Origin of the sequence: Paraburkholderia sp. 31.1 (assembly GCF_014397645.1) — a bacterium.
Taxonomy (GTDB): domain Bacteria; phylum Pseudomonadota; class Gammaproteobacteria; order Burkholderiales; family Burkholderiaceae; genus Paraburkholderia; species Paraburkholderia tuberum.
In genome coordinates this window covers 114,054-126,780 of record NZ_VZQN01000010.1, presented here as the reverse complement: position 1 = coordinate 126,780, position 12,727 = coordinate 114,054, and the positions used below count along the sequence as shown (strand labels likewise).

At 66.0% G+C, this 12,727-nt stretch carries 11 protein-coding genes; 6 read left to right on the top strand and 5 right to left on the bottom strand.

Going from position 1 to position 12,727, the window contains the following annotated elements:
- Positions 1 to 76 precede the first annotated feature (76 nt).
- On the bottom strand, positions 77 to 1,135 hold the full coding sequence (gene queA, locus F6X37_RS09800) for a tRNA preQ1(34) S-adenosylmethionine ribosyltransferase-isomerase QueA (protein ID WP_184034518.1): 1,059 nt from the start codon (positions 1,133 to 1,135) through the stop codon (positions 77 to 79).
- A gap of 189 nt (positions 1,136 to 1,324) precedes the next feature.
- On the opposite strand from queA, the gene recG reads away from it, so the two are divergent.
- The 6 genes from recG (at position 1,325) to ubiA (ending at position 8,598) form a co-directional block, all read left to right on the top strand.
- Positions 1,325 to 3,661 (top strand): ATP-dependent DNA helicase RecG, encoded by a 2,337-nt coding sequence (gene recG / locus F6X37_RS09795; protein ID WP_187611128.1) that lies wholly within the window; start codon positions 1,325 to 1,327, stop codon positions 3,659 to 3,661.
- A 102-nt stretch (positions 3,662 to 3,763) separates the two neighbouring features.
- Positions 3,764 to 4,723 (top strand): LysR substrate-binding domain-containing protein, encoded by a 960-nt coding sequence (locus F6X37_RS09790; protein WP_184055574.1) that lies wholly within the window; start codon positions 3,764 to 3,766, stop codon positions 4,721 to 4,723.
- Positions 4,724 to 5,134: 411 nt separating this feature from the next.
- Entirely contained in the window at positions 5,135 to 6,589 is a 1,455-nt protein-coding gene (locus F6X37_RS09785) for a catalase (RefSeq protein ID WP_187611127.1), read from the top strand.
- Between the two features lie 96 nt (positions 6,590 to 6,685).
- A complete protein-coding gene (locus F6X37_RS09780) occupies positions 6,686 to 6,850 on the top strand; it encodes a hypothetical protein (RefSeq protein ID WP_184034506.1) in 165 nt (54 codons plus the stop codon).
- Positions 6,851 to 7,003: 153 nt separating this feature from the next.
- Entirely contained in the window at positions 7,004 to 7,501 is a 498-nt protein-coding gene (locus F6X37_RS09775) for a Dps family protein (protein ID WP_184034504.1), read from the top strand.
- A 233-nt stretch (positions 7,502 to 7,734) separates the two neighbouring features.
- Complete coding sequence (ubiA, locus tag F6X37_RS09770; RefSeq protein ID WP_187611126.1) at positions 7,735 to 8,598, top strand: 4-hydroxybenzoate octaprenyltransferase; 864 nt, start codon at positions 7,735 to 7,737, stop codon at positions 8,596 to 8,598.
- 131 nt (positions 8,599 to 8,729) lie between these two features.
- On the opposite strand, the gene proC is transcribed toward ubiA, so the two are convergent.
- From proC to glcE, 4 genes are all read right to left on the bottom strand, one after another.
- On the bottom strand, positions 8,730 to 9,545 hold the full coding sequence (gene proC / locus F6X37_RS09765) for a pyrroline-5-carboxylate reductase (RefSeq protein ID WP_187611125.1): 816 nt from the start codon (positions 9,543 to 9,545) through the stop codon (positions 8,730 to 8,732).
- 76 nt (positions 9,546 to 9,621) lie between these two features.
- Positions 9,622 to 10,320, bottom strand: coding sequence for a YggS family pyridoxal phosphate-dependent enzyme (locus tag F6X37_RS09760; RefSeq protein ID WP_187611124.1), 699 nt, complete (start codon positions 10,318 to 10,320; stop codon positions 9,622 to 9,624).
- A gap of 36 nt (positions 10,321 to 10,356) precedes the next feature.
- Positions 10,357 to 11,583 (bottom strand): glycolate oxidase subunit GlcF, encoded by a 1,227-nt coding sequence (glcF, locus tag F6X37_RS09755; RefSeq protein ID WP_187611123.1) that lies wholly within the window; start codon positions 11,581 to 11,583, stop codon positions 10,357 to 10,359.
- Positions 11,584 to 11,591: 8 nt separating this feature from the next.
- Complete coding sequence (gene glcE / locus F6X37_RS09750) at positions 11,592 to 12,680, bottom strand: glycolate oxidase subunit GlcE (protein ID WP_187611122.1); 1,089 nt, start codon at positions 12,678 to 12,680, stop codon at positions 11,592 to 11,594.
- Between the last annotated feature and the right edge of the window lie 47 nt (positions 12,681 to 12,727).

The window sequence follows — 12,727 nt, the reverse complement described above, 5'->3', positions numbered from 1 at the left end:
AATCAATGAAAACCGCCACGAGGGATCGCGGCGGCTAGGAAGACTGCCAATACGCTGAAGCAGTGCTCGAACCGGCTCATGCATCGCGCCGCGTGAGCAGCATCGCGTCACCGTAGCTGAAAAAACGATAGCGCTCGTCGATCGCATGACGGTACGCGGCGCGAATCGTCTCGACGCCCGCGAACGCCGACACCAGCATCAGCAGCGTAGATTTCGGCAAATGGAAGTTCGTGACCAGCCGGTCGACCACACGGAACCGGTAGCCCGGCGTGATGAAGATGTCGGTTTCCGCGCTCGCCGCGCCGAGCGGATGGCCGGCGGCTTCGGCGTCGCGCGCGGCGGCTTCGAGCGCGCGCATCGAGGTCGTGCCGACCGCGATCACGCGGTTGCCGCGCGCCTTGGTCGCGGCGATCTTGTCCGCGAGCGCTTGCGGCAGGTGATACCACTCGCTGTGCATCTTGTGCTCGGCGATGTTTTCGACGCGCACCGGCTGAAACGTGCCCGCGCCGACGTGCAGCGTCAGCGTCGCGCGGTCGATGCCGAGGGCGTCGAGGCGGGCGAGCAGCGTGTCGTCGAAGTGCAGGCCGGCGGTCGGCGCGGCGACCGCGCCCGGGTTCTGCGCGAATACGGTCTGATAGCGGGTTTCGTCGGTCGCGTCGGGGTCGTGCTCGATGTACGGCGGCAGCGGCAGACGGCCGTACTGCTCGATCAGCGTCAGGCAGTCGTCGGGGAAATGCAGCGTGTAGAACTGATCGACGCGCTCGCCGACGGTGACGTCGAACGCATCCGCGAGACGGATCGTCGTGCCCGCCTGCGGGCTCTTGCTCGCCCGGATCTGCGCGAGCGCGCTGCGCTCGCCAGTCAGGCGCTCGACCAGCACTTCGATCTTGCCGCCGCTCGACTTCTGGCCGAAGAAGCGCGCCTTCAGCACTTTGGTATCGTTGAAGACGAGCAGATCGCCCGGCGCGAGGCACTCGGGCAGTTCGGTGAAGCGGCGGTCGATCAGGCGCGCGGCGCCGTCGGCGGCGCCTGCGGCGTCCACGTCGAGCAGACGGCTTGCGCTGCGCTCGGGCAGCGCGACTTGCGCGATCAGCTCGGGCGGCAGATCGAAATCGAAATCGGAAAGCGTAAACATGCGAACGACTGGAAGCGGGTTGGGACTGATTTGGGACTGAATTGAGCCGAAGCCGGAGCCGGGCGGCTATGATGGCGGGACGCCGAAGCGGCCCGCGCGCTTTGTGCCGCATCCTGCCTACGCTGGACGCGCGAAGGGCGGCACGACTTCTTTTCGACAGCACCCGATATTGTACTTGCGAAGCAGCCTATGCCTTTGTCCGACCGCCGATCGTCCGTTGCCACCCTCGAAGCGGGCGCCGAACCGCGGCGCCGCGGTGCGCGGGCGGAGGCGGGGGAGCGGGATGCGGCGCAAGCGGGCGCACAAGGCGGCATGATGGCCGCTGGCCACGATGCCGGGCGCGACGGCGACAAGCCCGGCGGCCACGCGGGCGACCCGCCGGATCAATTCGCCGCCGACCACGCGAGCGACGACAAATCCGCCGCCAAAACCAAAGGCGCGGCAACAGCCGCCGCCAAAGCCCCGGTCAAAACCGCCGACAAGCTCGCCAAACTCGGCCTCACACGCGACATCGACCTCGTGCTGCATCTGCCGATGCGCTACGAAGACGAAACCTCGCTGACGCCGATCGGTCACTTGCTGCCCGGCGGCATCGCGCAAACCGAAGGCGTGGTGTTCGACAATGAGATCGCCTATCGCCCGCGCCGGCAGCTGCTCGTGAAGCTGCGCGACGCCGACGGCGACGAACTCGTGCTGCGCTTTCTGAATTTCTACGGCTCGCAGGTCAAGCAGATGGCGCCCGGCGCGCGCCTGCGCGTGCGCGGCGACGTGCGGGGCGGCTTCTTCGGCATGGAGATGGTGCATCCGACCGTGCGCGTCGTCGATGAAGACACGCCGCTGCCGCAGGCGCTGACGCCGGTCTATCCGAGCACCGCGGGCGTGTCGCAGGCGTATCTGCGCAAGGCGATCGACAACGCGCTCGCGCGCACGTCGCTGCCGGAGTTGCTGCCCGCGCCGGTCGCGCGCGCGTTTCTCGAACCGCTCGGCGTGCCGGCGCTGATGGACGCGGTGCGCACGCTGCATCATCCGGGCCCGCAATCGGACGAAACGGCGCTGATCGACGGCACGCATCCGGCCTGGGTGCGCATCAAGTTCGAGGAGCTGCTCGCGCAGCAGATGTCGCTGAAGCGCGCGCACGACGAGCGGCGCACGCGCGCCGCGCCGGCCATGCCGCGCCGCAAGCTCGGCGACGAATCGGCGCTGGTCGCGCGCCTGTTGAAGGCGCTGCCATTTTCGCTGACGGCCGCGCAGCAGCGCGTCGGCGGCGAGATCGCGCTCGATCTGACGCAGCCGCATCCGATGCAGCGGCTGTTGCAGGGCGACGTCGGCAGCGGCAAGACGATCGTCGCGGCGCTCGCCGCCGCGCAGGCGATCGACGCCGGCTACCAGGCCGCGCTGATGGCGCCGACCGAAATTCTCACCGAGCAGCACGCGCGCAAATTGCGCGGCTGGCTCGAGCCGCTCGGCGTGAGTGTCGCGTGGCTCGCGGGCAGTCTGAAGACGAAGGAGAAGCGCGCCGCGATCGAAGCGGCCGCGCTCGGCACCGCGCAGCTCGTGATCGGCACGCACGCGATCATTCAGGACGCGGTCGAGTTCGCGCGCCTCGGACTCGTGATCGTCGACGAGCAGCATCGCTTCGGCGTCGCGCAACGGCTCGCGTTGCGCGCGAAGGCGCAGGGCGCCGCCGACGGCGCGGCCGACTTCCAGCCGCATCAACTCATGATGTCCGCGACGCCGATTCCGCGCACGCTCGCCATGACCTACTACGCGGACCTCGACGTCTCCACGATCGACGAACTGCCGCCCGGCCGCACCCCGATCCTCACGAAGCTCGTGTCCGACGCGCGCCGCGAAGAGGTGATCGGCCGCGTGCGCGAGGCGGCGTTGACGGGGCGCCAGGTGTACTGGGTGTGTCCGCTGATCGAGGAAAGCGAGACCCTGCAGTTGCAAACCGCGGTCGAGACCTACGAGACGCTGGTGGCCGCGCTGCCCGAGCTGAAGGTCGGGCTGGTGCACGGGCGCCTCGCGCCCGCCGAAAAGGCCACGGTGATGGACGCGTTCTCGCGCAACGAGATCCAGCTGCTGGTCGCGACCACGGTGATCGAAGTCGGCGTCGACGTGCCGAACGCATCGTTGATGGTGATCGAGCATGCGGAGCGCTTCGGTCTCGCGCAGCTGCATCAGTTGCGCGGACGCGTGGGGCGCGGCAGCGCCGCGTCGGTCTGCGTGCTGCTCTACACCGGACCGCTGTCGATGACCGCCCGCGCGCGCTTGCAAACGATGCGCGAAACCACCGACGGCTTCGAGATCGCCCGCCGCGACCTCGAAATCCGCGGGCCTGGCGAGTTCCTCGGCGCGCGGCAGTCTGGCGCCGCGATGCTGCGTTTCGCCGACCTGCAGAACGATCAGCACCTCATCGAGCCGGCGCGCGAAGCCGCCGCGACGTTGCTCGACCAATATCCGGACGTGGTCATTCAGCATCTGGCGCGCTGGCTCGGCGCACGCGAGCAGTATCTGAAGGCCTGAGCGCCGTCCCCGCCGCAAGCACAACGGCTAAAAAGTTGGCGAACCGACCCTATAGGTGTATAACTAGAACCTATCGAATCCATCGGACTGATTGATCCCCGAATGACGCTCACCGAATTGAAATACATCGTGGCGGTGGCCCGCGAGCGGCACTTCGGCCGTGCCGCCGAAGCGTGTTTCGTCAGCCAGCCCACGCTGTCCGTCGCCATCAAGAAGCTCGAAGACGAGCTGAACGTGCAGATTTTCGAGCGCGGAACCAGCGAGGTCAGCGTGACGCCGATCGGCGAACAGATCGTTACGCAGGCGCAACGCGTGCTCGAGCAGACGCTCGCGATCAAGGAAATCGCCAAGCAGGGCAAGGACCCGCTGCTCGGTCCGCTGCGCCTCGGCGTGATCTACACGATCGGGCCGTACCTGCTGCCGACGCTCGTCAAGCAGATGATCCGGCGCGTGCCGCAAATGCCGCTGATGCTGCAGGAAAACTACACGCTGAAGCTGATCGAGCTGCTCAAGCAGGGCGAAATCGACGTGGCGATCATGGCGCTGCCGTTTCCCGAAACCGGGCTGATGCTGCGTCCGCTGTACGACGAGCCGTTCGTCGTCGCGCTGCCGTCCGGCCACGCATGGGAAAGCCGCCCGAAGATCGACCCCGACGACCTGAAGCAGGAAACCATGCTGCTGCTCGGCAGCGGGCACTGCTTCCGCGATCACGTGCTCGGCGTGTGTCCCGAACTGATGCGCTTTTCGCAGAACGCCGACGGCATCCAGAAGACCTTCGAGGGCTCGTCGCTCGAAACGATTCGTCATATGGTCGCAAGCGGCGTCGGCATTACCGTGCTGCCGCGCATGTCGGTGCACGAGGTCAAGCCACATGCGGGCGGTATCGACGCGGGCCTGCTCAGCTATGTCGCGTTCGACGAGCCGGTGCCCGATCGCCGCGTCGTGCTGGCATGGCGCAAGAGCTTCACGCGCATGCCCGCGATCGACGCGATCTGCGACGCAATCGCCGCGTGCGACCTGCCGGGCGTCAAAAAGCTCGATCTGCCCGCCGCCGTCAACTGACTCGCCATCATCCGCAGCCGCGCCGGACACCGGTGCGGCCTGCCGCAAAAAGGGCGCAAGCCCTATCGAATAGATTAAATTAATCAAATACGGATATTCGATAGATGTTGCTATAGTTTCCTCCACGGATCGCCCGATCTCCTTATTCGATAAGGCTCAGCGCCCGGACTCCGAGTCGGGGCGCGAGACAAGCCAGGAGGAAAACATCATGCAAGCGCTTTCACAGCCCATCCACGCTTTTCCTGCGCAACCGGCCACGACGGCCGCCGCGCCGAGTATCCGTACGGTCGCCGTGTCGTTGCTGGCCGACCGGGTGCTGGCCGCCTGACGTGCCTACCCGTGACGGCGTCCGTCGCGCACGGATGCCGCATGTTTTTCCCCCGATTCGATAGAAACCACGCAGGAGTGTCCATGTCCGAACGTAAGCTCACCAATGCCGCCGGCGCGCCCGTCGCCGATAACCAGAACTCGATGACCGCCGGCCCGCGTGGCCCCGTGGTGCTGCAGGACGTCTGGCTGCTCGAAAAGCTCGCGCACTTCGATCGCGAAGTGATTCCCGAGCGGCGCGTTCACGCGAAGGGTTCGGGCGCGTTCGGCACGCTGACGGTGACGCACGACATTTCGCGCTACACGAAGGCGAAGGTATTCGCGCAGGTCGGCCAGCAAACGCCGCTTTTCATGCGCTTTTCGACGGTGGCCGGCGAGCGTGGCGCGGCCGACGCCGAGCGCGACGTGCGCGGCTTCTCGATCAAGTTCTACACCGGGGAAGGCAACTGGGACGTGGTCGGCAACAACACGCCGGTGTTCTTCATTCGCGATCCGCTCAAGTTTCCGGACTTCATTCATACGCAGAAGCGTGATCCGTACACGAATCTGCGCAGCAACGTCGCCGCGTGGGACTTCTGGTCGAGTCATCCGGAGTCGCTGCATCAGGTGACGATTCTGATGAGCGATCGCGGCATTCCGAAGAACTACCGGCAGATGCACGGCTTCGGCTCGCACACGTACTCGTTCATCAACGCGAGCAACGAGCGTTTCTGGGTCAAGTTCCACTTCAAGTCGCTGCAAGGCATCGAGAACTTCACCGACGCCGATGCCGCGCAGGTAGTCGCCAATGACCGCGAAAGCGCGCAGCGCGATCTGGTGAACAGCATCGACGCGGGCAACTTTCCGAAGTGGCGCTTCGCCATTCAGGTGATGCCGGAAGCGGATGCGGCGAACTACCGCTTCAATCCGTTCGACATCACGAAGGTGTGGTCGCAGAAGGACTATCCGTTGATCGACGTCGGCACGCTCGAACTGAATCGCAACGCGGCGAACTATTTCGCGGACGTCGAGCAGGCGGCGTTTACGCCGGCGAACGTGGTGCCGGGCATCGGATTTTCGCCGGACCGTCTGTTGCAGGGGCGGCTGTTCTCGTACGGCGATACGCAGCGTTACCGGCTCGGCATCAATCATCACCAGATTCCGGTGAATGCGCCGCGCGTGCCGAACCCGCATTCGTTTCATCGCGATGGCGCGATGCGCACCGACGGCAATCGCGGCGGCAACGTGAATTACGAGCCGAATCGCTTCGGCGACTTCGTGCAGGACGCGAACGCGTCCGAGCCGCCGCTCGCGGCGGGCGCGGTCGCGCGTTACGAGCATCGCGAGGACGACGACTACTACACGCAGCCGCGCATGTTGTTCGCGCTGTTCGACGACGCGCACCGTGAGCGTCTGTTCGGCAATATCGCGCGACATATCGACGGCGTGCCGCAGGAGATCGTCGCGCGTCAGATCGAGCATTTCCGCCGCGCCGATCCGGCTTACGCGGAAGGTGTGATCGCGGCGCTCGCCGCGTTGCGGGAAGGCAGGAACCGCTAGGCGTCATAGACGCGGCGGATGGTAAAGCAGTGGCAAAGCAATCGACGGCGCGGCGCATTGCTGCGGTCCGTCACGAGACGAACCCGGAGTACGATCATGATTCGGATGATGATGGCGAGCATTGGCGGTCGGGCCGCCGCGCCGAGCATGCAGGCGCAATGGCAGGCGTTGATGTTTCGCAAGGCGCTGGGCTTTGCGATTGTCGCGAGCGGCTTTGCGGTAATCGCCGCGCAGGCGTTGCAACACGCGCTGGGCGGCTGAGCGCAGTACCGCCAGAATGGCTGCGCAGCAAGGCTCTCGGGCACGCGTTGCGCAAACCTTGCGGCATTCACGCTACACTGTCGAACGTTTTATTCGTGTTTTCGCTGACCGTCATCTGCCGACCGGTTCGTATCACTCTTCAAAGGAGTCGTCATGGCCAAGAAAGAAGCCGCCGCAGCAGTACAGCACGTCAACATCGGGATCAGCGACAAGGATCGCAAGAAGATCGCCGAAGGGCTGTCGCGTCTGCTCGCCGACACCTACACGCTGTACCTGAAGACCCACAACTTCCACTGGAACGTCACGGGTCCGATGTTCAATACGCTGCACCTGATGTTCGAAACGCAGTACAACGAACTCGCGCTCGCGGTCGACTCGATCGCCGAACGCATCCGTGCATTGGGCGTGCATGCGCCGGGCAGCTACAAGGATTTCGCGAAGCTGTCGTCGATCCCCGAAGCGGACGGCGTGCCGGCCGCGGAAGACATGATCCGTCAGCTGGTCGAAGGTCAGGAAGCCGTGGTGCGCACCGCGCGCGCGATTTTCCCGTCGACGGAAGCCGCCAACGACGAGCCGACCGCCGACCTGCTCACGCAACGCATGCAGACACACGAAAAGACCGCATGGATGCTGCGCTCGCTGCTCGCCTGATTTGGCGCAGCTGAGCCGGTCGAGTCGAGTCCGATGCCGGCGCCGGCATCGCGCGCGCCGTGCTAAAAACGCACAAGCCTCCCTGCACGGGAGGCTTTATTTTTTGCGCTGCTGCCGCATGACGCACAGATTCGAGCGCGTGGCACTTCGATACGCGGCCGCGCGAATCCTGGGCCGCCGTGCGCTTCCCGTAAAATAGGCGCACCGTGTTCGCACTTCACCGAATTCGTCCCATGTTCGCCCGACTTCCCCTGTATCTGCGCCTCGTGCGCATGGACAAGCCGATCGGCAGCCTGCTGCTGCTGTGGCCGACGCTCAACGCACTGTGGATCGCGTCCGGCGGTCATCCGTCGTGGCAATTGCTGGTGATCTTCACGCTCGGCACGGTGCTGATGCGCTCGGCCGGCTGCGCGATCAACGACTACGCGGACCGCGATTTCGACCGTCACGTGAAGCGCACCGAGAACCGGCCGATCACGTCCGGCAAGATCAATGCGTGGGAAGCGGTCGGGTTGGCAACCGTGCTGTCGCTGGTCGCGTTTCTACTGATTCAGCCGCTCAATGCATTGACCAGGGAGTTGTCGGTGGTCGCGCTGTTCGTCGCGGGCACGTATCCGTTCGTGAAGCGCTTCTTCGCGATTCCGCAGGCGTATCTGGGCATCGCGTTCGGCTTCGGTATTCCGATGGCGTTCGCCGCTGTGCAGGATCACGTGCCGCTGCTCGCGTGGGTGATGCTGGTCGCGAACATCTTCTGGGCCGTTGCGTACGACACCGAATACGCGATGGTCGATCGCGACGACGACATCAAGATCGGCATCCGGACGTCGGCGCTGACGTTCGGCCGTTTCGACGTGGCCGCGGTCATGCTGTGCTATGCGGTGACGCTCGGGATTTACGTCGGCATCGGCGTGACGCTCGGGTTTGGTCCGCTGTACTGGCTCGGCTGGGCGGTCGCGGTGGGTTGCGCGATCTATCACTACACGCTGATCCGCCATCGCGAGCGCATGCCGTGCTTTGCCGCGTTCCGTCACAACAACTGGCTCGGCGGCGCATTGTTCGCGGGGATCGCCGCGCATTACGTGGTGGCTTCGTTTTAATTCGCGTCAGCGCTTTTCTGGCTTCAGACCGCTGCGTTTCTACACGCCGTAGGCGCCTGCCCTGATGAGAAGAAGGACAGTCGCGCTACGGCGTGTCTGTTTCCGCTGTTTCCTTTCGACGCCGGTTCGCGCTACTGCTTGCCGAATTCGTCGCCCATCTCGCGCGCCCGCGCGTCGGCGGCCAGTGCGCCGCGCACGATCGCGTCCTTGATGCCGCTCGCTTCGAACGAGGCGAGCGCTGCCGCGGTCGTGCCGCCTTTGGATGTCACGCGCTCGCGCAGCACGCTCGGCGGCTCGTCGGAATTGGCCGCGAGTTGCGCGGCGCCCGTGAAGGTCGCGACCGCCAGCGCGCGGCCCTGCGCTTCGTCCATCCCGAGCTGGCGCGCGGCTTCCTGCAGCGCTTCGATGAAATAGAACACGTAGGCCGGCCCGCTGCCCGAGATCGCGGTGACCGCGTCGATCTTCGCTTCGTCGTCGAACCAGACGGTTTCGCCGACCGCGCCGAGCACCTGCGACGCGAGCGCGCGGCCCGCTTCGTCGACGCTGCCGCTGGCGACGAGACCCGTGACGCCCCTGCCGATCAGCGCCGGCGTATTCGGCATCACGCGCACGATGCGGTTGTGGCCAGCGAGCCAGCGCGACATGTCGCCGATCCGAATGCCCGCGACGATGCTGACGACGAGTTGCGACGCGCGCAGATGCGGCGCCAGCGTCCCGGCGACGCTCTTCAGGATCTGCGGCTTCACCGCGAGCACGACCGCGTCGCAGTCGGCGAGCGAGACGTCGGCGGCCGCGCCGGTGCGGATGCCGAATTGCTGCTCGTTGCGCTGGCGCGCGTCTTCGTTCGGATCGACCGCGTACAGGTCCGCGGGCGCGACGCCCCGCTTGATGAGGCCGCCGATCAACGCCGCGGCCATGTTGCCGCCGCCGATAAACGCAATTTTCATGATGGTCCGGGTAGGTTCAGATGAGATGCGGTGAGGGCTTCGCGCAGCCAGGTTCGCGCAAGGCCCGTGGAAATGCTCAGCGCGAATAATCGCGTGCGCCGAAGATCGCGGTGCCGACGCGCACGATCGTCGCGCCTTCGAGCACGGCTGCTTCGAGATCGGCCGACATGCCCATCGACAGCGTATCGAGCGCGAGCCCGTCGTTACGCAAGCGCTCGAATAGCTCGCGCAATTGGCGATGCGGCGCGCGTTGTTCTGCGAGATCGCCGCCCGGTTCGGGAATCGACATCAGTCCGCGCAGCTTCAGCTTCGGCAGCGCGGCGATCTGCTGCGCGATAGCGGCCGCCTCGGCGATGGCGACGCCACTCTTCGACGCTTCACCGCTGACGTTGACCTGCAGGCACACGTTGAGCGGCGGCAGGTTGTCCGGGCGCTGCTCTGACAGCCGCTGCGCGATCTTCAGCCGATCGACCGAATGTACCCAGTCGAAATGCTCGGCGACGGGCCGCGTCTTGTTCGATTGCAGCGGCCCGATGAAATGCCATTCGAGCGACGCGCGCAGATCGGCAAGTGTCTGGATCTTGTCGAGCGCTTCCTGCACATAGTTTTCGCCGAACGCGTGCTGCCCGGCCGCATGAGCGGCGCGCACGGCATCGGCGGGAAACGTTTTGGAGACCGCGAGCAGCGTCACGGACTGCGCGTCGCGGTGGGCCGCTTGCGCGGCCCTGGCGATGCGCTCGTGCACGTCGGCGAGATTGTGAGGCAGATCGGACATGGAACGAACCGGTGTTCAGCGAAGACGATGCCCCGATTATACGGACAGCATGTGCTCGACCAGTTCGATCCAGTGCGCGACCGGCGTCGACGTGCCGCTTTGCAGATGCGCGATGCAACCGACGTTCGCCGACACGATCACCTGCGGCTCCTGCGCCTGCAAACGCTCGAGCTTCTGGTCGCGCAGCGCGTACGACATGCGCGGCTGCAGCAGCGAGTAGGTGCCGGCCGAACCGCAGCACAGATGGCTGTCGGCGGGCAGGCGCACTTCGACGCCGAGCGCGCCGAGCAGTTGCTCGACCTTGCCGCGGATCTGCTGGCCATGCTGCAGCGTGCAGGGTGGATGAAACGCGACCGTGTGTACCGAGCGGCGGCGCGTGATGGCGACGAGCTGTTCTTCGAACTCGGGCAGGATCTCGGAGACGTCGCGCGTCAATTCGACGATGCGGCGCGCCTTCTCGGCATAGTTCGGATCGAGGCGCAGCAGGTGCGCGTATTCCTTGACCGTCGCGCCGCAGCCCGACGCGTTCATCACGATCGCTTCAACGCCCTGTTCGACGTAGGGCCACCATGCGTCGATGTTCGCGCGCAGGTCGTCGAGCGCTTCGTCGTGGTAGCCGAGGTGCAGGCGGATCGCGCCGCAGCAGCCGGCGTCCGGCGCGATCAGCGTTTCGATGCCGAGCGCATCGAACACGCGCGCGGTCGCGATGTTGACGTTCGGCATCATTGACGGTTGCACGCAGCCCGCCAGCATCAGCACCTTGCGTTCGTGTTTTGCGCTCGGCCATTCGAGCGGGTGCTGGCGCGCGGGCACCTTGTCGCGCAGCTTCTTCGGCAGCAGGCCGCGCACGTGCTGACCCAGCCGCATCGCCGGCGTGAAGATCGCGCTGTTCGGCAGCACGCTCGCGAGCAGGCGCCGCATCAGCCGCTGATTGAGCGGACGCGTGACTTTCTCTTCGGTGAGCTTGCGGCCGATTTCGACGAGCCGCCCATATTGCACGCCCGACGGGCAGGTCGATTCGCAATTGCGGCAGGTCAGGCAGCGGTCGAGGTGAACCTGCGTGCTGCGCGTGACCGGCGCGCCTTCGACCATCTGCTTGATCAGATAGATGCGCCCGCGTGGGCCGTCGAGCTCGTCGCCAAGCAGTTGGTAGGTTGGGCAGGTGGCCGTGCAAAAACCGCAATGCACGCATTTGCGCAGGATGGCGTCCGCTTCGTTGCCATCGGGCGTATTACGAATGAAGTCCGCGAGGTTGGTTTGCATCGCGTCGCTCAGAAGTCGGAGTAGAGACGGCCGCGGTTGAAGATGCGGGCCGGGTCGAATGCATGTTTGAGGCCGCGATGGATTTTCATCAGCGGCGCGGGCAGCGGTGTGAATACGCCGGCGCCGCGGTCGTAGCCGTGGCCGCTGCGGAAGATGGTCGCGTGGCCGCCGGCCTGTTTCGCGCTGATGCGCACGGTTTGCGCGTCGGTGTCGGTGATCCACCAGCGCTGGCCGCCGCCCCATTCCATCAGTTGCGCGCCGGGCAGCTGCAGCGGCTCGGTGATCGACGGTAGCGCGAGACGCCACAGCGCGGCCTTCGGTGGAATGCCCGCGAAAAACGAATCGGTCTGTTCGCGCAGGCCGGCCCAGAAGCGTTCAGCTTCGACCGCATCGACGACTTCGCCGCCGAGCCCGGTGCGCGCTGCCTTGACCGCGGCTTCCGCGCCGCCCAGGCGCACCGCGAGCGTGCCGTTGCGCCATGCGCTCGCGGTGATCGGCAGGGGCCGGCCGCCCCATTCGTTGAGCTTGCGTACCGCGTCGGTGCCGTTCATGTCGAACTTCAGCGTGGCTTCGACCTGCGGCCGCGGCAGCACTTTGACCGACAGCTCGAGGATCAGCCCGAGCGTGCCGAGCGAGCCCGCGAGCAGCCGCGACACGTCGTAACCCGCGACGTTCTTGACGACCTGGCCGCCGAAGTGCAGCACCTGCCCCTGGCCGTTCATCACGACGGCGCCGAGCACGAAGTCGCGCGCGGCGCCGACGGCCGGCCTGCGCGGCCCCGAAATGCCAGCGGCGATGCAGCCGCCGAAGGTGGCCTGCGGCCCGAAGTGCGGCGGCTCGAACGGCAGCATCTGGTTGTGCTCGGCGAGCGCGGCTTCGATTTCCAGCAGCGGTGTTCCCGCGCGCGCGGTGATCACGAGCTCGGCCGGATCGTACGCGATGATGCCGCGATAAGCGTGCGTGTCGAGGATCTCACCTTCCAGCGTCTGGCCATACCAGTCTTTGGTGCCGCCGCCGCGGATGCGCAGCGCGCGTCCCTCGGCGCTGGCCGAACGCACGCGTTCGGACCATACGGCGACGATGTCGTCCTCTTCCATGGTGGCCTGCTCGTTGTGTTTCGTTTGATTGTACCGGGCGGCGGCTC

Coding starts and splice junctions, on each gene's coding strand:
- queA (WP_184034518.1), bottom strand. CDS start 1,135: ATGTTTACGCTTTCCGATTTCGATTTCGATCTGCCGCCCGAGCTGATC.
- F6X37_RS09775 (WP_184034504.1), top strand. CDS start 7,004: ATGGCCAAGAAAGAAGCCGCCGCAGCAGTACAGCACGTCAACATCGGG.
- glcE (WP_187611122.1), bottom strand. CDS start 12,680: ATGGAAGAGGACGACATCGTCGCCGTATGGTCCGAACGCGTGCGTTCG.
- F6X37_RS09780 (WP_184034506.1), top strand. CDS start 6,686: ATGATTCGGATGATGATGGCGAGCATTGGCGGTCGGGCCGCCGCGCCG.
- glcF (WP_187611123.1), bottom strand. CDS start 11,583: ATGCAAACCAACCTCGCGGACTTCATTCGTAATACGCCCGATGGCAAC.
- F6X37_RS09785 (WP_187611127.1), top strand. CDS start 5,135: ATGTCCGAACGTAAGCTCACCAATGCCGCCGGCGCGCCCGTCGCCGAT.
- proC (WP_187611125.1), bottom strand. CDS start 9,545: ATGAAAATTGCGTTTATCGGCGGCGGCAACATGGCCGCGGCGTTGATC.
- ubiA (WP_187611126.1), top strand. CDS start 7,735: ATGTTCGCCCGACTTCCCCTGTATCTGCGCCTCGTGCGCATGGACAAG.
- recG (WP_187611128.1), top strand. CDS start 1,325: ATGCCTTTGTCCGACCGCCGATCGTCCGTTGCCACCCTCGAAGCGGGC.
- F6X37_RS09790 (WP_184055574.1), top strand. CDS start 3,764: ATGACGCTCACCGAATTGAAATACATCGTGGCGGTGGCCCGCGAGCGG.
- F6X37_RS09760 (WP_187611124.1), bottom strand. CDS start 10,320: ATGTCCGATCTGCCTCACAATCTCGCCGACGTGCACGAGCGCATCGCC.